The sequence below is a fragment of the Ruminococcus hominis genome, assembly GCF_014287355.1.
Taxonomy (GTDB): domain Bacteria; phylum Bacillota; class Clostridia; order Lachnospirales; family Lachnospiraceae; genus Schaedlerella; species Schaedlerella hominis.
In genome coordinates this window covers 3,228,065-3,252,836 of the sequence record NZ_JACOPE010000001.1, presented here as the reverse complement: position 1 = coordinate 3,252,836, position 24,772 = coordinate 3,228,065, and the positions used below count along the sequence as shown (strand labels likewise).

The following is a 24,772-nucleotide window of genomic DNA, read 5'->3' as shown; positions in this document are numbered from 1 at the left end:
TTATTATTTCTTCTGTAAGATTTCCCACACTTCTTCTTCGGCTAGATTTGCAATTTTAGAAATCTCAGAAATTGGATAACCTGCAGCGTTCATATTAAGTATTAATTCAGATTTTCCTTTTTGAATACCTTCTTCAAATCCATGCTGTGCAGCACTTTGCATAGCAGCATTGTGATCTCGGATACATTTTTCTCGGTATTCATATTCTAGTCGCTTTTTTTCATCCGCACTTAAATTCTTTAATAATTCATATGCTTCACCAATATATACATCCTTTTGAGCCATTTTTTCAAAATCCTCCTCGCACTTTCCACCGAGAAATCTCATCCAAAGAATAATTCCATTTTCATCCCTGTCTTCAGGAGGGAGTTTGGATAATTCAAGAATATGCATTTCCATAAGGTCGGAATAAACTTTTCCGGTTTCTGTGTCACAAAAAGCAATTCGTCGGTAACAGCGCTCATCATCTGGAAAATAGGTATCACTTAAAATACTTACATGAATACATTTTTTTAACTTATCATAGCTCTCACCAGATTTAATTTGAGATGTATACATCTTGCTCAGATAAAAAATAGAACGATTCGCCCAGAAATTAAAAAGAGCTACTTGCATTTCAAGGTCTATTTGCGTTCCGTCTTTTAACATTACACGGACATCTAAAATACCAAATTTATCATCTTGATGTTCCTTTTGTAATATTGTCGGCATAAGTTTGGTATATTGAATTCTGTCAGGTGGAACATTTAAAATAGCAGAAATAATTCCCTGACGAACCTTTGGATTCTGCATAAGTTCTTTGAAACAAAAATCTACAGTAGGAAGCATTATAAAATTGTGTGGTTTCTCAGGTGTGTTTACCTTTCTTTTTCGAATTCTGTTCATAGAGTTTTCCTTTCTTTTGAGGCAACCTTTTCAAACAAAAAGAAAACTCTGTTAATAAGATGATTCTAGCATAAAAGTTAAAGAAATAGAAGTGCAGGGGGTTATAATATGTATTGGAAAAATAACTAGAATAAACACTAACAAATAAATCTTATGTGTTTAATAAAGGTTGTATTGAAATGTTTTTCATCGGATATTCTGCTCAAGGTATTGAGCTTAGGAAATGTTCAACCGATTGGATAATAGATAAACAAATGATGTAGATATCATTTGTGTGTGGACAGAATAGCATAAAAAAGATGATGAGGCAAGCAGAAAAAGAAAAATAGAAAAATTTGTCGAGGAAAACAACAAATATCCTTGTCAAGCCCTTGACGAAACCTTGATTTCTCCGTATAATTTACACTGTGAAATTTATAAAAACTATGAAAAACGATGACGAAGACAGTAGGGAATACCCGAAAGTTACAGCGAGCCGGAGATGGTGTAAGACCGGTACGAGTAAGACATTCTTGAATATCACTTCCGAGTTGCAATTGATGAAACAGCGGATTGATCAATAGATTAGATGGAGTAGCAATTGCCGGAGTTCCACCGTTACAGGAACGCATATGAACATAGCAGAAAAGCTTTGGAGTATGTTGTAACAGGTGGTTTATAAACGAAGATTTAACCCTTCGTCCTATTACAAGGACGGAGGGATTTTTTCATTATTAAAAGAAAGGAAGAATAACATGTATCAGAAAGTTTCTACAGACATGAATTTTGTCGAGCGTGAAAAAGAAGTTGAAAAGTTCTGGGAAGACAATCAGATTTTCCAGAAGAGTATGGAAGAAAGAGAAGGAAGTCCAATGTATACATTTTACGATGGACCTCCGACAGCTAATGGTAAACCACATATCGGTCATGTGTTGACTCGTGTAATCAAAGATATGATTCCTCGTTACCGTACAATGAAAGGTTATGAAGTTCCTCGTAAAGCAGGATGGGACACACATGGTCTTCCGGTAGAATTGGAAGTTGAAAAATTGCTTGGACTGGATGGAAAAGATCAGATTGAAAAATATGGTCTGGAGCCATTTATCAACAAATGTAAAGAGAGTGTCTGGAAATATAAAGGAATGTGGGAAGACTTCTCAAGTACAGTTGGATTCTGGGCTGATATGGAGAAACCATACGTCACATATGACAATAATTTTATCGAGTCTGAATGGTGGGCATTAAAAACAATCTGGGATAAAGGACTTCTTTACAAAGGATTTAAGATCGTACCTTACTGTCCTCGTTGTGGAACACCGCTTTCAGCACAGGAAGTTGCTCAGGGATATAAAGATGTCAAAGAACGTTCAGCAGTTGTTCGTTTCAAGGTAAAAGATGAGGACGCATATATTCTTGCATGGACAACAACACCTTGGACATTGCCATCAAACCTTGCACTTTGTGTGAATCCAAAAGAGGATTATGTAAAAGTAAAAGCAGCAGACGGATATACTTATTATATGGCAGAGGCATTGCTTGACACAGTACTTGGACGTCTGGCAGAAGAAGGTCAGGCAGCATATGAAGTACTTGAGAGATATAAAGGTAAAGACCTGGAATACAAAGAGTATGAGCCATTGTATCAGTGTGCAGCAGATGCAGCAGAAAAACAGCGCAAAAAAGCATTTTTCGTTACATGTGATGAATATGTAACATTGACAGATGGTACAGGTGTTGTTCATATCGCACCAGCATTTGGTGAAGACGATGCGAATGTAGGAAGAAATTATGATCTTCCATTTGTACAGCTTGTAACAGAAAAAGGTGAGATGGCTGACAGCACTCCATTTGCAGGATTATTTGTGAAAAAAGCAGACCCAGAAGTACTCAAAGATCTGGATGCTAAGGGATTGCTGTTCGATGCACCAAAATTTGAGCATAGCTATCCTCACTGCTGGAGATGTGATACTCCACTGATTTACTACGCTCGTGAGTCTTGGTTTATCAAGATGACAGCTGTTAAGGATGATTTGATCGCAAATAATAATACAATCAACTGGATTCCTGAAAGCATTGGAAAAGGACGTTTCGGTGACTGGCTTGAAAATGTTCAGGACTGGGGTATCAGCCGTAACCGTTACTGGGGAACACCACTGAATATCTGGCAGTGTGAATGTGGACATATGCATTCAATCGGAAGTATTGAGGAACTGAAGTCTATGTCCGACAATTGTCCTGATGATATTGAACTGCACCGTCCATATATTGACGATGTAACAATTAAGTGTCCAAAGTGTGGTAAAGAAATGCACCGTGTACCGGAAGTAATTGACTGTTGGTTTGACAGCGGATCAATGCCTTTCGCACAGCATCATTATCCATTTGAAAATAAAGAGATTTTTGAAAAACAGTTCCCGGCTCAGTTTATTTCAGAGGCTGTAGACCAGACTCGTGGATGGTTCTATTCTCTGCTGGCAATTTCTACATTGTTGTTCAATAAAGCACCTTACCAGAATGTAATCGTACTTGGACACGTGCAGGATGAGAACGGCCAGAAGATGAGTAAATCTAAGGGAAATGCAGTTGATCCGTTTGACGCATTACAGCAGTACGGAGCAGATGCGATCCGTTGGTATTTCTACGTTAACAGTGCACCATGGCTGCCAAACCGTTTCCACGGAAAAGCCGTTATGGAAGGACAGCGTAAATTCATGGGAACATTGTGGAACACATATGCGTTCTTCGTATTGTATGCAAATATTGACGAATTCGATGCTTCAAAATATACACTTGAGTATGATAAGTTATCCGTTATGGATAAATGGCTGTTGTCAAAACTGAACACATTGATTAAAACAGTGGATGACAATCTTGCAAACTACAAAATTCCAGAGAGTGCAAGAGCACTTCAGGATTTCGTAGATGATATGAGTAACTGGTATGTAAGACGCAGCCGTGAGCGTTTCTGGGCAAAAGGAATGGAACAGGATAAGATTAATGCATACATGACATTGTATACAGCACTTGTAACTGTTTCAAAAGTTGCTGCACCAATGATTCCATTTATGACAGAGCAGATTTATCAGAATCTGGTAAGAAGCGTAGATCAGACAGCTCCAGAAAGTATCCATCTTTGTGATTATCCTGTTGTAAATGAGGATTACATTGATACAGAGCTTGAAGCAAATATGGAAAATGTACTCAAACTTGTTGTAATGGGACGTGCCTGCAGAAATACATCTAACATTAAGAACCGTCAGCCAATCGGACAGATGTTTGTGAAAGCAGAATTCACATTACCTGAATTTTACCAGGAAATCGTTGCAGATGAGCTGAATGTAAAGAATGTTAAATTTACAGATGATGTAAGAGACTTTACTTCATATAGCTTTAAACCACAGTTAAAGACAGTTGGGCCAAAATATGGTAAAATGTTGGGTGGAATTAAGAAAGCTCTCGATGCAATAGATGGTAATGCAGCAATGGATGAATTAAATGCGAGTGGTTCATTAAATCTGGATGTAGATGGTCAGGAAATTACATTGTTCAAAGAAGATTTGTTGATTGATACAGCTCAGATTGAAGGATATGTATCAGAAAATGATAATGGAATTACAGTAGTTCTTGATACAAATCTGACAGAAGAACTTCTTGAGGAAGGATTTGTAAGAGAGATTATCAGTAAAATCCAGACAATGCGTAAAGAAGCCGGATTTGAAGTTATGGACAAGATCCGAGTTACTTATACAGGAAGCGAAAAAGCAGAAAGCATTTTTGCTAAATACGCAGAAAGCATTAGCAGTGAAGTGCTTGCTGAGGAAGTTACAAAAGCAGAACCAGCCGGTTATGTAAAAGAGTGGAAGATAAACGGCGAGCAAGTTACAATGGGAGTTTGGAAAGAGGGGATGTAAAACCATGTACAGCAAAAGATTTGAGAAGGAAGCATTTAAAGCGGCAGTAAAAGAGAATGTAAAAACATTATATCGTAAGAAGATTGAAGAAGCTTCAAAGCAGCAGATTTTCCAGGCAGTATCATATGCAGTAAAAGATATTATCATGGATGATTGGTTTGAGACACAGAGCAAGTACGAAGAAGAGAATGTAAAAACAGTATATTACATGTCAATGGAATTCTTGATGGGACGTGCGCTGGGTAACAACCTGATCAATATGACAGCATATACAGAAGTAAAAGAAGCTCTGGATGAGATGGGAATCGATCTGAACGTGATTGAAGATGAAGAACCAGATGCAGCTCTTGGAAACGGTGGCCTCGGTAGATTGGCTGCCTGCTTCCTGGATTCTCTTGCAACATTGAATTACCCTGCTTACGGATGTGGAATTCGCTATCGTTATGGAATGTTCAAACAGAAAATTAAAGACGGATATCAGGTGGAGACACCAGATAACTGGTTAAAAGAAGGAAATCCATTTGAACTTCGTCGTGAAGAATATGCAAAAGAAGTTCGTTTTGGCGGAAATATCCGTTTCGAGAAAAATCCTGAGACAGGACGTGATGAGTTTATTCAGGAAAATTATGAATCAGTACTTGCAATTCCATACGATATGCCAATCATTGGATACGGAAACCATGTAGTAAATACATTACGTATCTGGGATGCACAGGCAATTGTTGATTTCCAGCTTGATTCATTTGACCGTGGAGACTATCACAAAGCAGTAGAACAGGAAAATCTGGCAAAAACAATTGTTGAAGTACTTTATCCTAATGATAATCATTATGCAGGAAAAGAGCTTCGTTTAAAACAGCAGTATTTCTTCATTTCTGCAAGTTTGCAGGAGCTGATTGCAAAATATAAGAGAACAAATAGTGATGTTCGTAAACTTTACGAAAAAGTTGTTATTCAGATGAATGATACACATCCAACAGTTGCAGTACCTGAACTGATGCATCTGCTCATCGACCAGGAAGGTCTGACATGGGAAGAGGCATGGAATGTTACAACTAAGACATGTGCTTACACAAACCATACAATTATGGCAGAAGCATTGGAAAAATGGCCAATCGACCTTTTCTCTAAACTGCTTCCACGTATTTACCAGATCGTGCAGGAGATTGATCGCCGTTTTGTAAATGAAGTAAGAGCAAAATATCCTGGAAATGAAGAAAAAGTACGTAAGATGGCAATTCTCTGGGATGGTCAGGTACGTATGGCTAACATGGCAATCATCGCAGGATTCTCTGTAAATGGTGTTGCAAAACTTCATACAGAAATTTTGAAAAACGAGCAGCTGAAAGATTTCTATGAAATGATGCCAGAGAAATTTAACAATAAGACAAATGGTATTACACAGAGACGTTTCCTTGCTCATGGTAATCCGCTTCTTGCTGACTGGGTAACAGATAAGATTGGTGACGGATGGATTACAGACCTTGCACAGATTTCAAAATTGAAACCATATGCAGAAGATGAAAAAGCAAGAAAAGAATTTATGGATATCAAATATCAGAATAAAGTCCGTCTTGCAAAATATATCAAAGAACACAATGGAATCGATGTAGATCCACGTTCTATCTTTGATGTACAGGTAAAACGTCTGCATGAGTACAAACGTCAGTTATTAAATATTCTGCATGTTATGTATCTGTATAATCAGATTAAAGAGCATCCGGAGATGTCATTCTATCCAAGAACATTTATCTTTGGTGCAAAGGCAGCGGCAGGATATCAGAGAGCAAAAGAGACAATCAAACTGATCAACTCAGTTGCAGATGTTGTAAACAATGACAGAAGTATCAACGGAAAGATCAAGGTTGTATTTATCGAAGATTATCGTGTATCAAACGCTGAGTTGATTTTTGCGGCAGCAGATGTCAGCGAACAGATTTCTACAGCATCAAAAGAAGCTTCAGGTACAGGAAACATGAAGTTTATGTTGAATGGTGCTCCAACACTTGGAACAATGGATGGGGCCAATGTGGAAATCGTAGAAGAAGTTGGTATTGAAAATGCATTTATCTTCGGATTGAGCTCAGAAGAAGTTATCAACTATGAAAACAATGGTGGATATAACCCAACAGATATTTATTTCAATGATTGGGAGTTGAAACGTGTTATTGATCAGCTGATGGATGGAACATATGCAAAGGGTGATCATGAGATGTATAAGAACCTTTACAATTCACTTCTGAATACACAGTGTACAGACAGAGCAGATACATACTTTATCCTGAAAGACTTCAGATCTTATGCAGATGCTCAGAAGAGAGTGGAAGAAGCATATCGTGATCAGGACAGATGGTCAAAGATGGCAATGTTAAATACTGCATGCAGCGGTAAATTTACATCAGACCGTACAATTGAAGAGTATGTAAAAGATATTTGGAAATTGGAGAAAGTAACAGTTCCGTCTGGACAGCCTGAATAAAAGAAGAGGCGATTTATATGTATAATAATATTTATGGTTACAGCTACAGCATACCGGCAGAGGATCCATTTACAGGAATCGGAATAGGAATAATGATGTTTTATATCATTGTAATGCTGTTGATAGGGATTATTTCCCTTGCAAGTTATATCCTTCGTGGTATAGGATTATATACAATTGCAAAGCATAGAGGATATGAGTATGCATGGCTTGCATTTATTCCATTCTTTAGAATATATCTGCAGGGAAAATTGAGCGGAGATATCACATTTAAGAACAAAACAATGCGTGATACAGGAATCTGGCTTGCAGTCATTCCGCTTATGTACGGCGTTGTGGTTTCGGTCATCTATGGAGTGATGTGTTTATGCGGAATGCTTGCAATATTTAGCATGACGATGCATGTAAGTGCAGGAAGAATTTTAATTCTCATTATGCTGCTCATACTGGCATTTGCCATAGGTTTGGGATATGAGGTCCTTTATAAGACTTTGCGAGTAATGGTCAATTATCAGATTTACCGCAATATGACATCAGGAAATATGGCTGTAGCACATGCGGTGCTCGGAGCACTTTTACCATTGTATGAGTCTATTTGCTTCTTTGTGATGAGAAATCGCGAGCAGAGCAATAATAACGAGACTCATGATGCAGATTCCACAGAGGATACAGAGGAAGAGCAAAAGACAGAAGAACCGCAAGAGGAAATGCCGATTGCAAATGAAGCAGTATCATTAGATACTGGAGATTCTGATGAGGTCGCATCAGACAATGAAATAACAGAACTTTAAATATGGAATATATTAGGACAGCCCTTCATATCATATGATATGGAGGGCTGTTCTGATGAAAAAAGAAGAGATACAACGGAAAATAAAATTCTGGGCATATTTCCTCATAATCCTTATTTTATTTCCATATGTTATGACCGTGTTTATTCATGGGGCGGATATGAAAACAAAATGGAACCAAAATCAAAATTTTGTAAAAGTAAAGCAGGCAGATATAAAAGGCGAGGAAGAAATCATAGAAGTTCCCTGGAATGAATATTTCACAGGAGTGCTATCAGCAGAAGTACCGGTTTCGGCGGAAAGAGAATTTATAAAGGCGCAGGCGGTTGTTGTGCGGACAAAATTGTATCAGATAAATGAGGATGCAAGACAAAATGGAAGAGAAGCTGTATTCGAGGAACAATATTTAACAACGAAAGAAATAGAAAAAAAGCAGATGAATGCTCAAGATGATTCTTATTATGAGAGGCTTATACAAGCTGAGGAAGAAACAAAAAAGCAAGTGTTGTATTATCAGGGGACGTATGCATATGTACCGTTTCATCGGTCTAGTAACGGAATGACGAGAAGTTATCAGGAAGTTACAGGGCAAGAAGCATATCCTTATTTGACGGCAAAAGAGTGCCCGGAAGATAAAGAGGCAGAGGATGAACTACAAGTACGGACTATATCGTATCGTGAGGTACAGAAAAAATGTCAGCCATTTTTGAAAGCGGTGGAAGAAAAGGATGCAGATAAGCTCTATAAGTTTTCGGATTTTAAAATAGAAGCTTATGATTCTGCCGGATATGTGTTGCAGATGAAAATAGGAAATACCATTTGTAGCGGAGAGCAATTTAGAGAAGCACTGTCACTCCCATCGAGTTCATTTTCTATAAAAGATGTAAAGGGAGAATTACAGATTAAAACAAGCGGTAATGGACATGGTTTGGGAATGAGCCAGTGGACAGCGAATCAGATGGCAAAAGAAGGAAAATCGTATAGGGAAATTCTGCAGTATTTTTATGAAGGGACGGAAGTTGTGGAGCAGACAATGGAATAAAATCAGTAAATAGGTATAAGAATTCATTTATCTGGTAAAAATATAGCCAGAGGTGATGAATATGAATAATAAAGAGAAAGCTTCATTCTGGAAAAAAAGAAGTGCAGCAGTTGCAGTTGTCATCTGTTTTGTTGCAGTGATTGCAGGTATTGGTACGTATACATTTCGCAATTCTGAGGACAAAATAAAGCAGCAGGTGAAGAATGCTCAGGAGGAAACAAAAGGGACAGAAGAAAAAAGTCAGTCAGTAGGAACAAGTGATATTGTGCTGCCTGAACAAGAAGCAAATACATCTGATACAGAAGAGGATACAGATGAAAATGCGACAGATAATAATGAGAATACAGCAGATAATAATGAGGATGCTTTGCAGGAAACAGAAACATCGGCAAGTACGTATAATGTCTGGTTTGATGAAAATAGTCTTCTGGAATGGCCTGCAAGTGGCGCAACATTAATTGGTTATAGTATGGATCAGACGGTATATTTTCCAACGCTGGAGCAATATAAATATAATCCGGCAATAATCATAGGCGGACAAGTTGGAGAAGAGATTGGGGCGGCAGCACCAGGGATTGTAAGTAATATCGAACAGACTGCCCAGACCGGTGTTACGGTAACGTTGGATATGGGAAATGGGTACACAGCAGTTTATGGACAGTTGAAGGAAGTGCCTCTGCAGATTGGAGATTATGTGGGAGCAGGAGAACTGATCGGGTATGTGAGTGAACCTACAAAGTATTATTCGGTGGAAGGAGCAAATTTGTATTTTGAAGTGCAAAAGGATGGTGTTCCGGTGAATCCGTTGGATTTTATGGAGGGGTAGGGTTTATTGATTCACTTGGGTGGCCTACGCAGTCCTTTTGAAAATTATTATATATGGACTTCTTACTCAAGTTCCGTTCGTTAAGAAGTAGATAAGAGAGCTTATATTTGCTAAGAACAAAGAAATTGAATTCAAACTCGGCTCTGTGAGCCTCAAACATGTTCATTCAATTTCTTTAACGCAAATATAAGCTCTCCAACTACTTCTAAAACTCTCTCCAAATTCGCACGAAGTCCATATATAATAATTTTCGAAAGCCGTGTAACGGCACAGGTAGTGAATAGATAGAAAGAAGATACTAGAAACTAGATGAAGTTGTAGTTGTAGTTTTCTAGCGTCTGATGTATCTATATCCTGAGGTTATTGCTTGTACAGATATCTTTGTGGCAACCGTTGTATCTGCACTGGCTTAATATTCGCTGTTGCAGATGCCTTCCCCAAAAAAATATCTTTTGAGTTCTATTTACCTCACAACTTGAGCCAATACATTACTTACAAAAAAATTGATATAAGAAATTCGAGCGAATATGGAGTGAGTGTTGGAGATACTTAGAGCGTAGATTTTTGTGGTAATGAATTTGAACGAACATGTTCGAAGCTGCGTAGCAGCAAGTTTGAGTTCAAATTCATTTGCTTTTAGCAAAAATCTACGCTCTTATGTGTCTCCCGCTCATGGAATCTGAGCAAGAGTTCTTATACCAATTTTTTGTAAGGAACGTATTGCCATTTAGTGAACTAACTAGCAACTCAGTGAACTAAACAGCAACTTTAGTCCCACTTTTTTTTATAAATCAAATACAATGGCAATCCTACAAACACCATTCCACCAATCATATTTCCAAGTGTGACAGGAATAAAATTATGCAGACTGTTTAGTGGTGTGAGAGTGGCAATCTGCTCAGCTGTGATGCCGTAAGCATCTTTAGCCTTTGCAACATAGTCGGGGTTAGCAGCTGCCATAATACCAGCCGGAATATAAAACATGTTTGCAACGCAGTGTTCGAAACCGCCAACAACAAATGCACATATCGGGAAGAAAATTGCCCATACTTTTCCGGCAATATCTCTTGCAGAAGTAGCCATTAAGACTGCAAGACAAACAAGGATATTACACAAGATTCCGGATGCGATTCCCTGAACTGGTGAAATAGCAAGTTTTCCGACTGCAACTTTAATTGTGTAAGCACCGAGCAGACCGCCCGAATAGTTCAAGTTTCCGCTGAATACGATCAGAATGTCAACGCATAGAGCACCAATCAGATTACTGAAAAATACAATAATCAGGTCACGGAAAAGTCCTCCCCAAGTTACACGCTTGTCGAAAACATCCATAATAATAAGACAGTTTCCGGTAAAAAGTTCTCCGCCGAGAAAGACAATGAGCATCAGTCCTACAGGGAAAATAGTACCGGCAAGAGCTCTGGCAACTCCGACATTTTCTACAGCGTGTGCAGCTGTGCTGCTTGTTGCTCCGCCGAATGCGATAAATGCACCGGCCATGATGCCGAGAAGAATCATCTTGCCAAGTGGAAGGCGGGTTTTATTTTCACATGCCTTGATACTTAGGTCGATGACTTCGGCAGGGGTATTAAAGTGATTGTCCATCAGTATTTCCTCATTTCTTTAGTTTTTCATCAACTGTATGTTAAATAATTAACGGAATTATTCTATACTAGAAAATACTGGAACGCAAGTGTTTGGCGCAATGTTTCCCGATAGATACAAAATAAAGCTAGTATTCTGATGGATATAAAGCAAAGTCATTATTTTGAAGATGCAGTGTCAGCGTCAATAACAGACTGGATCTGCTTCATAAGACTATCGTAGTTTTTCTGCTCGTCGATGCCGCCAAGTAATGGCTCTCCAACAATATTTCCGTTTCTGTCAACGAGGATAGTAGTTGGGAAAGCTACAATATTTCCGGCATATTTTCCGAGTTCAGAATTTGAATCAAATGTGAGGTTGCGGTAAGAAGCCCCCTGTTTTTCTAAGATTTTTTTAGCTTCTTTTATTCCATCCTGATTGTCATCCAGAGTTTCTGTGTTGATGCCAACTACTTCTCCGCCCATTTCTTTAAGTGTTTCATTTAATTTGTTAAGTTCAGGAAGTTCTGCTACGCAAGGTTTACAACCGCTGAACCAGAAGTTTACAACTGTAACAGCATTTTTTGAGAAAAGACTTTCATCAACATCGTTTCCGTCAAGATCTTTTCCGGCGAAACCACTGAAAACACTTGAAGAAGAATCGGATTTATCAGAAGCAGATTTATCAGAAGCGGAAATCTCTTTTTCAAGTTTTGCGATTTCTTCTTCGATGCCACGAATTTGTTCAATATCTTTATTTAATGTGTCAAGTTCTTCTTCAGTGAAGCTATCCTTGTTTGCTTCAACTGTTTTAGCAAGAAAATCCGCATAGTTTTCATCCATTTCACTGGCAGCAGCATCTTTATTCATAAGACCGAAGAATTTGTTCCAGGCATCCTGATGTTTGGCAAAAAGTTCATTTTCCTGCTGATAAAGAGCATCCAGGCGTGCATTGAGGTCATCGGAAGAATCATTTTTTGTAGTAGCTGCTGTGCTGCTTTGAGTAGATGAACTGTTTTTGTCTGCATCAGAGCTTTTGCTTGTGCATCCTGAAAATGTTAATACCATTGAAAGTGCCATTGTTGTTGCAATAAGTTTTTTGAATTTCATAATTAAAATCTCCTTGTTTTTTATATTATTATTTTGAACCGAAATGTTTTTGTATCGGTTGTTTTAAAAGTTAATTGTTTGTATTCTTCTTTGTGGATTTATTACTAAATCCGTATTTATAACAAAGTGCGTCTGTAGGACATGCTTTGATACATTCGCCACATCGGATACACTCCGGATGATTTGGGCTTTCGACTACATTTACATCCATTTTGCAGACCTTACTACATTTCTGACATCCTACACATTTATTATTGTCCACGTTTATTTTAAGGAATGAAACTTTGTTAAAGAGAGAATAAATCGCTCCAAGAGGGCAGATCCATTTACAAAACGGACGGTAAAATAAAATACTAAGGATGATAACAATTGTAAGGATAGAAAATTTAAATGTAAAAAGTTTTCCAAGTGCACTTCGGATGCCGGCATTTGTGATAGAAAGCGGAAGTGCTCCTTCTAATACGCCCTGGGGGCAAATGTATTTGCAGAAAAATGGGTCACCCATGCCAAGCGAGTTTGTTACAAGGGCAGGGAGTAGTATAACAAAAACGACAAGAATAATATATTTTACATATCGTAAAGGTTTTAATTTGGCTGTGGAAAATTTCTTGCCGGGGATTTTGTGGAGCAGATCCTGAAACCATCCGAACGGACAGAGGAAACCACAAATAAATCTTCCAAGCAGAACGCCCATTAATATAAAAAATCCTGTTATATAATAGGATATTTTAAACTTGGATGAACCGACCACTGCCTGAAAAGCGCCGATCGGACAAGCTCCTGTAGCCGCCGGACAGGAGTAACAATTCAGACCCGGTACGCAGGCTGTCTTGACATTTCCCTGATAAATAGTTCCTTTGAAAAGGTTTGGCAGATGAATGTTGGTAAGCAGTGTTGCAGCTGCTTGTATCCACCCGCGGAAGCGGCTTAAAGTTTTTGAGATTATATTTTTATTCTTATCCAATTCCGACACACTCCAGACATAATTTTATTGCTTTGCTAAGTACAACTGCGGCTTCGCCACGGAAAATACCATAGAGAAACATGATAATACCGACGCAAAATAAACCGAGCTGCGACCATTTTATTGACTTCAAAATAAGACTCCTTCCTTTCATTTGCTGATTTATTGACCTTTCGATGTTCGCATTATACAATAGAAGGTGTAAAATTTCTGTTAAGAAAATGGAGAAGTTAAATTGAGAATATTAATAGTTGAAGATGAAAAGAATTTGTGTGATATGATAGGAAAAAGCTTGCATGATGCAGGGTACGAAGTGGATCTGTGTTACGATGGAGAGGATGCATTGGAGATGATCTATGCAGAAAAGTATGATCTGATCGTATTGGATCTGAATTTGCCAGGAGTGGATGGGATGGAGATCCTTAGGGAACTTCGTAAGGAAAATGAGGAGACAAAAGTATTGATACTTTCTGCAAGAAGTCAGATTGCGGACAAGGTGGACGGGCTCGACGCAGGGGCAAACGATTATATGGAAAAGCCATTTCATTTACAAGAATTAGAGGCGCGTGTAAGAAGTCTGACGAGAAGAAAATTTATACAGAAAAATGTTTGCCTGGAATGTGATGGGGTGAAGTTTGATACGCGGGAACGAATGGCGTATGCGAATGGAGAGAAGGTAGCACTTACCAGAAAAGAGAACGGAATCCTGGAATATTTGTTGCTGAACCAGGGCAGACCGGTGAGTCAGGAAGAGTTGATAGAGCATGTATGGGATTCTTCGGTGGACAGTTTTAGTGGCTCTATTCGTGTGCATATGTCTTCTTTAAGAAGAAAGCTAAAGGCGACGCTTGGGTTTGATCCGATTGTAAATAAAATCGGTGAGGGCTATAGGATAGGAGGCAATTTTAAATGAAAAAAATGTCACTCCAGTGGAGACTTACAATTATTACAACACTGTTGATTGCTATTATATGCGGATGCCTGACGCTTCTTTTATATAAGAATGGAATTTATTATATTGATTCATTGCAGGATACGGTAAACAGTCAAAATACAAATCCGGATGAATTATATATTGATATTCCGGATGATGAGTGGGATGATTTTGCAGCGAAATTTTCCATGAAGGTGTACGACAGCAAAGAAGATTATAGGAAGAGAAGTCTTTTGATCACAGTGCTCATAGCAATGTTTGGCGGAGCTGTGACTTATTTTATAAGCGGACGTGCATTGAAGCCACTTCGGGATTTCTCAAAATCTGTTGAAAAAGTGCAGGCTCAGAATCTTACAGACTGTACGATTGAAGGTGGAACGGTTCCTGAGTTGGACAGGCTGAGCGTATCATATAATAAAATGCTCTTAAGATTGTCAGAAGCTTTTGAAGTGCAAAGACAATTTACCGGAAATGCAGCGCATGAGCTTCGAACACCGTTGGCCCTTATGCAGGCACAGCTTGATATTTATAATTCAACAGAGCATCCGGATAGTGATGAGCAGACGAAAGAAACAATAAAAATGATGACAGAGCAAAATGAGCGACTTAGTAAATTGGTAAGAACTCTGTTAGATATGAGTGAACTTCAGACGGTGGCACGTAAAGATGAGATAGAACTCAATTCTCTTATCGAGGAAGTGTTAGCGGATCTTGAGCCACTGGCACAGGAAAAAGAAATAAAGCTGGTAGAGGAAAGCGAAGAACTCGTTATGACAGGGAGCGATATTTTGATTTATCGCATGATCTATAATCTCGTGGAAAATGCGATTAAATATAATCATGTTGGTGGGCAGGTACTGGTTAAAGCGGCTCAAAAAGATACGGATATCGTGATTGAGATTGAAGACACAGGAAATGGAATATCCGAGGAGTTTAGAGAAAGAGTATTTGAGCCATTCTTCCGTGTAGATAAATCAAGAAGCCGTGCATTAGGCGGAGTCGGACTTGGACTTGCAATGGTGCGGGAGATTGTGCGCGTGCATAATGGAAAGATATCGATAAAAGAAAATGAATATGGTGGAACGACGTTTGAAGTTGTGCTGTAGAGCCGGTAGGGACGGGGTTTAGTGGCTCTTTGCATGAGCCGGATGGGGACAACGCAAAAATATATCAGATGTGAGATGACTCCCACCTCTGTAGGTGGCGAGTAACAAATCAGTATCAGTGGTGGGAGTCAATCCCCCATCTGATATAGCCTCCGGCAGGATTGCAGAGATGCGCAGAAGAAGTATGTCATGCATTGCATGACGCGCATCTCGCAGCAAGAATGCAGAGGCATTCTTGAATTGTATCAGTCGTCCAAGACGTTTTGGAAAGTCCATCACAGCAAATATGCTTGCAGCCTACTATGATGGGACATATTATTGAATGGTATTACAATGGTATTGCAGGAATTATCCCAGAGGAGCCTGGATTTACAAAAGTAACGATTAAGCCATATATGCCAAATACAATGAATCATTTTAGCTGTTCATTTAAAACACCTCAGGGGGGAATAAAAGTGTCTGCACAAAGAAATGGAAAAGAAGTGGAATTGAATGTAGATGTGCCAGATACAATTGAGTATTTAGTGGATCGAAGTAATTTAGATTAGTAAAAACCGGGAAATCAGCATTTGTCGATTTCCCGGTTTTTTCGTTAAAGCTTGATCGTACGATCCTCAATACTCGACTGAAAACTTGCCTGCACTACACGTATTGCATTTACAGAAAATTCATCGGCGGCGTTTGCCCAGTTATTTTTTTCTAATTCCCGGATAAATTCTCTGATAACACCGGATTCTCTTTGATCCATATTTGTCATCATTCGATCCAGATCATAATAAATTTTATCACCGCGGTCAGTACTGATCTGAATGGTATGTTCGCTATTGTCATAGATACGCATCAGACCTTTTGTTCCAAAGATAACAGTGGAGTTATCTTCCTCGCCATAGTCGGTCCAGCTGGCATTCATGGTACCGATGACACCATTTTCCATCTTAAAAATACAGATGGCATTGTCCTCCAGTTCGATCAGATTTCCGGAAGAATCTTTTTTATCCAAAGTCAAAACTTTTGCGGTTACTTCTTTAATCTTTTGACCTAACAGATATTGCATCAGATCAATTTTGTGAATACCGAGATCTGCCATAACTCCAAGGCCGGCGATTTTCTTATCAAAGAACCAGATGTCTTTTGGCATGTCGTCGGAATCCGAACCGGCAAGCCAGCGTTCTGGACCGCCATGACAGAAAGAGGTCTTAAAGCTGAGTGGTTTTCCGATAATTCCCTGTTCAATTAATTCTTTGGCACGTACATGACCTGTGTTAAAACGCTGATTCTGTCCGATCATAAGAAAACAATTCATCTCTTTGGCAACGCGAAGCATCTCTTCACATTCTTCTACGGTACGGGCCATCGGTTTTTCACAGAGAACATGTTTTCCGGCACGCATGGCCTGAATACTGACTTCTGCGTGGGTATTGTTTGATGTACATACACTGACCGCTTCAACTTCCGGGTCTGAGAGCATATCATCGATTGAATCGTAAACTTTCCCACCATACTGCGCGGCCAATGCTTCAGCTGCTTCTTTTCTGGCATCGAAATATCCAATGATCTTGGCATGGATATTTGAAGCGTACTCAGGTACATGACGTCTTTGAGCGATTTTACCACATCCAATAATTCCAACTTTTAACATAATGATTTCCTCCTGAAAAATTTTAATATAAACACATTACGAGATGTGAGTGTGTTTTGAACCAATCATTTAGCAATGGGTTTATCTGTAAATGTTCTGTATATATCATAGCATTTTTTAACATGAGATAACATATAAAATGGGGAACAAAACGATATTGTGCAAAATCAAGTAGTGATTTTGAGTCATTTTTATAAAGAGATTCTGGAGCTCGAAGAGGTAAGAGCCTGGGATACAGGTTGTATGTTTAATACTGGAGCAGGTCTGATGGAGATTTTTAACGATGGAGAATGTCCATTGGGACAGGGAACAATCAGACATTTTGCACTTGCAACAGACGATGTAGACGCATGTGCCAAAAAAGTAAAAGAGGCTGGATATGAAGTGTTCATAGAGCTAAACGATATTGTAATTTCGTCAACACCGGAGTTCCCTGCAAGAATTGCTTTCTGTAGAGGACCGGTTGGAGAAGAGATTGAGTTCTTCCAGGAAAGATAAGAATTGAGTGCAGAATAGATACGCTTCTTCGGTGGAAAGTGCGAGGAGGAAACTTCTGTTATTCAGGCAATTATTAATGAGATAGGAGAAGCAGAGTGAATTTAGGTATATTCTGAGTTGCCAAGTATATTAAAAAAGGTCCAGTGGACCTTTTTTAGTATAAGCAAATTTTCTTACAAATCCGTACTTCGTCTTTCCACCAATGCCGTTCCCACCTCGATCTTCACCGGATTAGCACTTGGTGATTTTAACAACTCTACAAGTCTTGCCGCTGCCATTTCTCCCATGTAAAGTTTCGGTACATTTATCGTAGTAAGTGCCGGTTCAAAGACTTTGCTGAACGGAAGATTATCAAATCCGGCAATGGCAATATCCTGAGGAATTCGGTAGCCGGCTTCTTTCAGTGCTTTCATTGCTCCCATAGCGATCAGGTCATTATCTGCAAAATAGCATGGGGCCAGTTCTTCTCCCTTTTCAATAATTTCTTTCATGTCGGCATATGCTCCGTCCATAGATGGGGTTAATAAATGGACAATGCTTTTGGCTGAAGACATTCCATGTGCACGTACAGCTTTAAAAAATCCAGAATTTCGTTCTGCAAAATTTCCAATATCATAAGAAGAATGTAAATATCCAGGCTGTTTTTTTGTCTTGCGGATTAAATGGGATGCAGCCAGATAAGCACCTTGCACGTTGTTGATCAGTACACAGTCGCAGGAAACAGTTTCAAAATAACTATCTATTAAAACAAATGGAATAGGTAGTTTTTGGAATGGCTTTAAATCTTCCGGCTTCATTTCTGTTCCCAGAACAATCATTCCGATACAGTCAGAATACTGAATTTCTTCTAATTGCTTTTCTACTATATCTTCATCTTCATATACATAGCTGATTTTTAGTTTATAGTCAGCTTTTTTACATCCGAGAGCAATCCCTTCTGATAATTCAGAAAAGAAAGGGGTATCGCTCACGACAGCTCCATGTTTTTTATAAATTACAAAGTAAATAGTTCCCTTTAGATTATGCTTTTCGGCAAGCTTTGAAAAATCATATCCATATTTGTCAGCTGTTTCCATAACAAGTTTTCTGGTTGAGGTACTGACACCTGGTTTGTTGTTTAATGCCATAGAAATAGCAGCAGGTGATAGATTCAAAATTTTAGCAAGTTCTTTTGATGTAATTGACATATCAAAAATCTCCTATCGTTATAAATATACGTGTATTTGTTCAAATACTTTCACTTCTTAAAATAAAACGAAATTTCCTTACAAATTTATTATGAACAATAACTGAATAAAACACAAGCGTTAAGCTAGAAATTAAGTAAAACACGCTAAATTATTTACTGTAATTAAGTGAGGCGAGAGATATACTGGGGACACAAAGCAAGGGAAAAAGATTCTTGCAACATACTGGCAAAAACGATATAAGAACGAATGAAATAACAAAGAGGAGGTCATTTAAATGGCAAATGTAAAATTGGGATTTGTACCTACAAGAAGAAGTATTTTTAGTGCACCGGATGCGATTAAATATCGCGGATTAACAGCAGACAGATTCAGAGCATTAGGAATTGATTTTGTAGATATCACAGATATTAATGAGGAAGGACTTCTCTATGATGATCAGGATGTAGATAAAATTGCTGCTAAATTTAGAGCAGAAGGAGTAGACGGAATCATGCTCGCACACTGCAATTTTGGTACAGAATATGTCTGTGCAAGACTGGCAAAGAAACTTGGGCTGCCGGTACTTCTCTGGGGACCACTGGATGAGAGGCCTGAACCGGATGGAGTGAGACTTCGTGATACACAGTGCGGTCTGTTTGCAACAGGTAAAGTGCTTCGAAGATTTCAAGTGCCATTTACATACTTAACAAACTGCCGTTTGAATGACCCGGTATTCGAGCGTGGAGTAAGAGATTTTCTTGCAGTCTGTAATGTAGTTAAGAGATTCAGAAACATTCGAATTCTTCAGATTTCCACTCGTCCGTTTGACTTCTGGACAACAATGTGCAACGAAGGAGAACTACTGGAGAAATTCAACATTCAGCTGGCACCGGTTCCGATGACAGAACTTACTGAAGAAGTGAAGGCGGTTAAGGATGAAAGAACAAAACAAGAAAAAGTTTTGGAATATATCCGTGAAAATATGGAAATTCAGATTAAAGACGAAGAAGTGGAAAACGTAGCTGCCCTTGCGGTTGCAATGAAAAATCTGGTTGAAAAATATGGATGTCAGGCAGCAGCAATTCAGTGCTGGAATGCACTTCAGACAGAGCTTGGAATTATGCCATGTGCTGCAAATGCAATCTTAAATGATGAGGGTATTCCGGTTGTATGCGAAACAGATATCCACGGTGCAATCACAGCACTTATGGTGGAAGCAGCAGGAATGGATGAAACAAGAGGATTTTTTGCAGATTGGACAATCCGTCACCCAGATATTGAAAGTGGAGAACTGCTTCAGCATTGTGGTCCATGGCCGGTATCAGTAGCAAGAGAGAAGGCAAAACTGACATACCCATTGGCATTTGAACATCCGGGAAGCCTGACAGCAGAAGCAAAACACGGAGATGTTACACTGTGTAGATTCGATGGAGACAACGGAGAATATTCGCTTCTTTTGGGACGTGCCAAAGGTGTGGAAGGACCAAAATGTATGGGAACTTATCTCTGGGTTGAAGTTGAGAATATCAAACGTCTGGAGGCAAAAATAGTAGAAGGACCATACATTCATCACTGCGTAGGAATCCACAAAGATGTAGTGCCGGTGCTCTATGAAGCATGTAAATACATCGGAGTAAAACCAGATTTATACGATCCGATTGAGGAAGAAGTTAAGGCTTACTTAAGAGGAGAATGATAACAACAATAACATTTTCAAGAAAGGTGAATGAATATGAATTTAAAATTACTTGCATATAAGCTTCGAAAAGATACTGTAGATTTAATCTGTGCCGGAAAGGCAGGTCATATTGGTGGAGATATGAGTGTGATGGAAGTTCTTGTGGAGTTGTACTTCCACCAGATGAACATTAGTCCTGAGAACATGGATGACCCGAATCGTGATTTGTTTGTGCTCAGTAAAGGGCATTCTGTAGAGGCATATTATTCTATTCTTGCAGAAAAAGGATTTATTCCAAAAGAAGAATTGCACAGAGAATTCAGCAAATTCGGTTCAAAATACATCGGTCATCCAAATAATAAACTTCCAGGTATTGAAATGAATTCAGGTTCTCTTGGACATGGGCTTCCGGTTTGTGTTGGTATGGCGAAGGCAGGAAAGATGGATAACAGAGATTATCGTGTCTATACAGTTATGGGTGACGGAGAGCTGGCAGAAGGATCTGTATGGGAAGGTGTAATGGCAGCCAGTCATTACAAATTGGATAATTTATGTGCTGTAGTAGACCGAAACCGTCTGCAGATTTCAGGAAATACAGAAGATGTGATGCACCAAGACGACCTTCATGAGAGATTTAAGAGTTTTGGATGGCATGTGATTGATGTGGCAGATGGTAATGATATCGACCAATTGGAAGCTGCATTTAACGAAGCCAAAACAGTGAAAGGAAAACCAACTGTATTGATTGCAAATACAGTTAAAGGAAAAGGTTCAAAAGTGATGGAAGATAAGGCAAACTGGCATCACAAAGTTCCGACAGAGGAAGAATATGCTCAGATTATGGCAGATTTCAAAAAAGCAGAGGAGGCACTTCAGTAATGGGAAAAATTGCAAATAAACAGATGATATGTGAAGTATTGATGGAAGCGGCAAAGACAGATAAAAATATCGTGGCACTTTGCAGTGATTCAAGAGGAAGCGGTTCTTTTACACCATTTGCAGATACATACCCGGAGCAGTTTGTTGAGACAGGCATTGCAGAACAGAACCTTGTAAGCATTTCCGCAGGGCTTGCAAAATGTGGTAAAAAAGCATACGCAGTTTCTCCGGCATGTTTCTTATCTACAAGAAGTTACGAGCAGTGCAAAGTAGATGTAGCTTATTCAAATACAAATGTAAAATTAATCGGTATCAGCGGAGGTGTCAGCTATGGTGCACTCGGAATGAGTCACCATTCTGCACAGGATATTGCAGCTATGAGTGCAATTCCAAATATGAGAGTATATCTTCCAAGTGACCATCTTCAGACAAAAGAACTTATGAAGGCATTATTAAAAGATGAAAAACCTGCGTATATTCGCACAGGAAGAAATGCAGTAGATCCGATTTATGAAGAAGGAAATGTTCCATTTGAAATGGATAAAGCAACGGTTGTAACAAAGGGAGAGGACGTGTTGATTGTTGCTTGTGGAGAAATGGTAAAACCTGCAAAAGACGCAGCAGATCTTTTGAAAGCAGAAGGAATCACAGCAACTGTTCTTGATATGTATTGTGTAAAACCGCTGGATAAAGAAGCAATCGTAAGAGAAGCTGTAAATGTAAAAGCAGTTGTTACAGTAGAAGAACATGCTCCGTTTGGCGGACTCGGTTCTATGGTTGCACAAGTCGTTGGAAGTGAATGCCCGAAAAAAGTGGTAAATATGTCACTGCCGGATGCTCCTGTTATTACAGGAACTTCACAGGAAGTGTTCAATTATTATAAATTGAATGCAGAAGGAATCGCCGAACAAGTGAAAGAAATTCTGTAGGTAACCACTGGGGACGGAGTTAATGGCTCTTTATCTGCCTCCAGTGGATTAGAGCCAGCGGGGACAGATAAAGAGCCATTAACTCCGTCCCCGTTTGAAAGGATATGAAAATGGAAGAGAAATATATTATCAGTATCGACCAGAGTACACAGGGAACAAAAGCACTTCTATTTGATGCAGAAGGACATTTGCTTCGAAGAACAGATGTGCCACATCGTCAGATTGTAAACGAAAAAGGATGGGTTTCACACGACCCGGAAGAGATTTACAGAAATACCATTCGGGTTGTAAAAGATCTTGTAGAAGAGTCCGGAATTGACCATTCACTTGTTCAGGGAATAGGAATTAGTAATCAAAGAGAGACAACACTAATCTGGGACAAAGAAACAAATAAACCAATCGCAGATGCAATTGTATGGCAATGCTCCAGAGCAACGGAGATTTGTGAACGTCCAGAAATTAAAAATGCGGCAAAAATGATTCGCGAGAAAACAGGACTTCCCCTATCACCTTATTTCCCGGCAGCAAAAATGGCATGGCTGTTGGAAAACTTCCAATGGGAAGAGAGCCAAAGGGGTCAGGAACCAGTGGCTTTAAAGAGCCAAAAGTGTCAGGAACTAATGGCTCAACATCAACTTTGTTTTGGAACAATTGATACATGGCTTGTATATCGTCTGACAAAAGGCCATGATTATAAAACAGATTATTCTAATGCGTCAAGAACACAGTTATTCAATATCTTTACCTTAAAATGGGATGAAGAAATATGTAAATTGTTTGGAATTTGTCCTGAAGATTTACCGCAAGTATGTGATTCGGACAGTGAATTTGGGTGGACAGATTTTGAAGGACTTTTTGAAAAACCTATTCCAATTCATGCGGTACTGGGAGATTCTCACGGGGCATTATTTGGTCAGGGGTGTCTTAGGAAAGGAGACATCAAAGCGACTTATGGCACGGGATCTTCTATTATGATGAATATTGGAGAAGCACCGGTTGTCAGTACACATGGTGTTGTCACATCACTTGCATGGGGCATGAATGGAAAAGTGAATTATGTTCTTGAAGGAAATATAAATTATACCGGAGCGGTTATTTCATGGTTAAAAGACGATGTCAGACTGATTGATTCTCCGGGAGAGACGGAAAGCCTGTGCAGAGAAGCAATTTCTGATGATGAACTTTATTTTGTGCCTGCGTTTACCGGGCTGGGAGCACCACACTGGAAGAGTAATGCAAAAGCATCCCTATCTGGAATTACCAGAACAACCGGAAAAGCCGAGATTATTCGTGCAGGAATTGAGTGTATCGCTTATCAGATCACAGATGTTGTGAGAGCAATGGAGGCAGATGCAGGAGTAAAAGTGAAAGAATTTCGCGTGGATGGAGGACCAACAAAGAATGGTTATCTGATGCAATTTCAAAGTGATATCCTTGGAGGAAATGTTTTAGTGCCGGATGCGGAAGAACTTTCCGGAATCGGAGTGGCATATGCAGCAGGTATCGCAATGGGAATCTATACGATGGATTTGTTCAAACTTATGAAGAGAAAGATATATTCAAAAAAAATGGATGAGAATTTGAGAGAGAAGAAGTATATAGGTTGGAGTAAAGCAGTCGGAAACCTGGTGTGAGAATCGAGAGTGTTAGATAGGGTGCCGGGAGAGCCGGATGGGGACGGAGTTTAGTGGCTTTTTGCTATGCAAAAAAGCCACTAAACTCCGTCCCTATCCGGCACTACAAAAAGAGGGCAAGACTTTCATCTCACCCTCTTGGAAGTGTCAAATATTAGCCGAAATATCTCTTGAGCAGTCCTTCGAATGCTTTTCCGTGTCTAGCTTCATCTCTTGCCATCTCATGTACTGTATCGTGGATTGCATCCAGGTTAGCAGCTTTAGCACGTTTAGCAAGGTCAAATTTACCAGCTGTAGCTCCGTTCTCAGCGTCAACTCTCATCTCAAGGTTTTTCTTTGTGCTATCTGTTACGACTTCTCCAAGAAGTTCTGCAAATTTAGCAGCGTGCTCTGCTTCTTCGTAAGCAGCTTTCTCCCAGTAAAGACCGATCTCTGGGTAACCTTCTCTGTGAGCAACTCTTGCCATTGCAAGATACATACCAACTTCTGAACATTCTCCTTCAAAGTTTGCTCTTAAATCAGCAAGGATGTCTTCGCTAACACCTTTAGCAACACCTACAACGTGCTCAGCAGCCCATTCTCTTTCACCTGTCTGCTCTTTGAATTTGTCAGCACCAACACCACAAACTGGACATTTCTCTGGTGCAGCATCTCCTTCGTGAACGTATCCGCATACTGTACATACAAATTTTTTCATAATTTTGTTCTCCTTTTCTTAAAATGAAATTTTGGTATA

The 24,772-nt window shown here is 39.2% G+C and carries 22 protein-coding genes; 14 read left to right on the top strand and 8 right to left on the bottom strand.

All coding sequences use genetic code 11. The annotated features are described in order from the left end of the window. Window positions 1–3: 3 nt before the first annotated feature. On the bottom strand, window positions 4–885 hold the full coding sequence (locus H8S40_RS14780; RefSeq protein ID WP_118725206.1) for an Rpn family recombination-promoting nuclease/putative transposase: 882 nt from the start codon (window positions 883–885) through the stop codon (window positions 4–6). Between the two features lie 734 nt (window positions 886–1,619). Between H8S40_RS14780 and ileS the strand changes: the two genes are divergently transcribed. The 5 genes from ileS to H8S40_RS14755 all read left to right on the top strand — a co-directional run bounded on the left by ileS (window position 1,620) and on the right by H8S40_RS14755 (window position 9,913). Next, complete coding sequence (ileS, locus tag H8S40_RS14775; RefSeq protein ID WP_118725207.1) at window positions 1,620–4,775, top strand: isoleucine--tRNA ligase; 3,156 nt, start codon at window positions 1,620–1,622, stop codon at window positions 4,773–4,775. Window positions 4,776–4,779: 4 nt separating this feature from the next. After that, window positions 4,780–7,254 carry a glycogen/starch/alpha-glucan phosphorylase gene (locus tag H8S40_RS14770; RefSeq protein WP_118725208.1) on the top strand — a complete coding sequence of 825 codons (2,475 nt, stop codon included), beginning with the start codon at window positions 4,780–4,782 and terminating at the stop codon, window positions 7,252–7,254. Window positions 7,255–7,271: 17 nt separating this feature from the next. Beyond that, window positions 7,272–8,045, top strand: coding sequence for a hypothetical protein (locus H8S40_RS14765; RefSeq protein WP_186865518.1), 774 nt, complete (start codon window positions 7,272–7,274; stop codon window positions 8,043–8,045). A 55-nt stretch (window positions 8,046–8,100) separates the two neighbouring features. Continuing rightward, window positions 8,101–9,087, top strand: a complete 987-nt coding sequence (locus H8S40_RS14760; RefSeq protein WP_186865517.1) for a SpoIID/LytB domain-containing protein — start codon at window positions 8,101–8,103, stop codon at window positions 9,085–9,087. A 61-nt stretch (window positions 9,088–9,148) separates the two neighbouring features. Beyond that, the gene (locus tag H8S40_RS14755) at window positions 9,149–9,913 is read left to right on the top strand and encodes a M23 family metallopeptidase (protein ID WP_186865516.1); all 765 of its coding nucleotides are present in this window, start codon (window positions 9,149–9,151) and stop codon (window positions 9,911–9,913) included. Window positions 9,914–10,681: 768 nt separating this feature from the next. On the opposite strand, the gene H8S40_RS14750 is transcribed toward H8S40_RS14755, so the two are convergent. The 4 genes from H8S40_RS14750 to H8S40_RS14735 form a co-directional block, all read right to left on the bottom strand. Further along, window positions 10,682–11,518, bottom strand: coding sequence for a formate/nitrite transporter family protein (locus H8S40_RS14750; protein ID WP_186865515.1), 837 nt, complete (start codon window positions 11,516–11,518; stop codon window positions 10,682–10,684). Window positions 11,519–11,676: 158 nt separating this feature from the next. After that, window positions 11,677–12,606 (bottom strand): TlpA disulfide reductase family protein, encoded by a 930-nt coding sequence (locus H8S40_RS14745; RefSeq protein WP_207723272.1) that lies wholly within the window; start codon window positions 12,604–12,606, stop codon window positions 11,677–11,679. A gap of 70 nt (window positions 12,607–12,676) precedes the next feature. Continuing rightward, window positions 12,677–13,570: a 4Fe-4S binding protein gene (locus H8S40_RS14740; RefSeq protein WP_186865514.1), complete on the bottom strand. Its 894-nt coding sequence runs from the start codon at window positions 13,568–13,570 to the stop codon at window positions 12,677–12,679. Next, on the bottom strand, window positions 13,563–13,706 hold the full coding sequence (locus tag H8S40_RS14735; protein WP_436286268.1) for a CD1871A family CXXC motif-containing protein: 144 nt from the start codon (window positions 13,704–13,706) through the stop codon (window positions 13,563–13,565). The genes H8S40_RS14740 and H8S40_RS14735 overlap by 8 nt, the downstream gene beginning before the upstream one ends. A gap of 99 nt (window positions 13,707–13,805) precedes the next feature. Here H8S40_RS14735 and H8S40_RS14730 point away from each other — a divergent pair, with 99 nt between their 5' ends. The 4 genes from H8S40_RS14730 (at window position 13,806) to H8S40_RS14715 (ending at window position 16,158) form a co-directional block, all read left to right on the top strand. Next, window positions 13,806–14,483, top strand: coding sequence for a response regulator transcription factor (locus H8S40_RS14730; RefSeq protein ID WP_117991802.1), 678 nt, complete (start codon window positions 13,806–13,808; stop codon window positions 14,481–14,483). Continuing rightward, entirely contained in the window at window positions 14,480–15,610 is a 1,131-nt protein-coding gene (locus H8S40_RS14725) for a HAMP domain-containing sensor histidine kinase (RefSeq protein ID WP_186865512.1), read from the top strand. The genes H8S40_RS14730 and H8S40_RS14725 overlap by 4 nt, the downstream gene beginning before the upstream one ends. A 235-nt stretch (window positions 15,611–15,845) precedes the next feature. Next, window positions 15,846–15,932, top strand: a complete 87-nt coding sequence (locus H8S40_RS14720; RefSeq protein ID WP_118738049.1) for an AAA family ATPase — start codon at window positions 15,846–15,848, stop codon at window positions 15,930–15,932. Further along, a complete protein-coding gene (locus tag H8S40_RS14715) occupies window positions 15,913–16,158 on the top strand; it encodes an alpha-L-rhamnosidase C-terminal domain-containing protein (RefSeq protein ID WP_186865511.1) in 246 nt (81 codons plus the stop codon). Before H8S40_RS14720 ends, H8S40_RS14715 begins: the two co-directional genes overlap by 20 nt. A gap of 44 nt (window positions 16,159–16,202) precedes the next feature. On the opposite strand, the gene H8S40_RS14710 is transcribed toward H8S40_RS14715, so the two are convergent. Continuing rightward, window positions 16,203–17,249 (bottom strand): Gfo/Idh/MocA family protein, encoded by a 1,047-nt coding sequence (locus H8S40_RS14710; RefSeq protein WP_118738047.1) that lies wholly within the window; start codon window positions 17,247–17,249, stop codon window positions 16,203–16,205. A gap of 159 nt (window positions 17,250–17,408) precedes the next feature. Between H8S40_RS14710 and H8S40_RS14705 the strand changes: the two genes are divergently transcribed. Then, window positions 17,409–17,747 (top strand): VOC family protein, encoded by a 339-nt coding sequence (locus H8S40_RS14705; RefSeq protein WP_366482621.1) that lies wholly within the window; start codon window positions 17,409–17,411, stop codon window positions 17,745–17,747. A 173-nt stretch (window positions 17,748–17,920) separates the two neighbouring features. Here the strand turns inward: H8S40_RS14705 and H8S40_RS14700 are convergent, their stop codons facing one another. Next, window positions 17,921–18,934 (bottom strand): LacI family DNA-binding transcriptional regulator, encoded by a 1,014-nt coding sequence (locus tag H8S40_RS14700; RefSeq protein WP_186865510.1) that lies wholly within the window; start codon window positions 18,932–18,934, stop codon window positions 17,921–17,923. 277 nt (window positions 18,935–19,211) lie between these two features. Here H8S40_RS14700 and H8S40_RS14695 point away from each other — a divergent pair, with 277 nt between their 5' ends. The 4 genes from H8S40_RS14695 (at window position 19,212) to H8S40_RS14680 (ending at window position 24,036) form a co-directional block, all read left to right on the top strand. Then, the gene (locus H8S40_RS14695) at window positions 19,212–20,612 is read left to right on the top strand and encodes an L-fucose/L-arabinose isomerase family protein (RefSeq protein WP_186865509.1); all 1,401 of its coding nucleotides are present in this window, start codon (window positions 19,212–19,214) and stop codon (window positions 20,610–20,612) included. A gap of 36 nt (window positions 20,613–20,648) precedes the next feature. Continuing rightward, window positions 20,649–21,473: a transketolase gene (locus H8S40_RS14690; RefSeq protein ID WP_366482619.1), complete on the top strand. Its 825-nt coding sequence runs from the start codon at window positions 20,649–20,651 to the stop codon at window positions 21,471–21,473. Next, window positions 21,473–22,402, top strand: a complete 930-nt coding sequence (locus tag H8S40_RS14685) for a transketolase family protein (RefSeq protein WP_118724001.1) — start codon at window positions 21,473–21,475, stop codon at window positions 22,400–22,402. The genes H8S40_RS14690 and H8S40_RS14685 overlap by 1 nt, the downstream gene beginning before the upstream one ends. Window positions 22,403–22,512: 110 nt before the next feature. Continuing rightward, window positions 22,513–24,036: an FGGY-family carbohydrate kinase gene (locus H8S40_RS14680; protein ID WP_186865507.1), complete on the top strand. Its 1,524-nt coding sequence runs from the start codon at window positions 22,513–22,515 to the stop codon at window positions 24,034–24,036. 154 nt (window positions 24,037–24,190) lie between these two features. Here the strand turns inward: H8S40_RS14680 and H8S40_RS14675 are convergent, their stop codons facing one another. Next, a complete protein-coding gene (locus H8S40_RS14675) occupies window positions 24,191–24,733 on the bottom strand; it encodes an NADH peroxidase (protein WP_118687862.1) in 543 nt (180 codons plus the stop codon). Window positions 24,734–24,772: the final 39 nt, after the last annotated feature.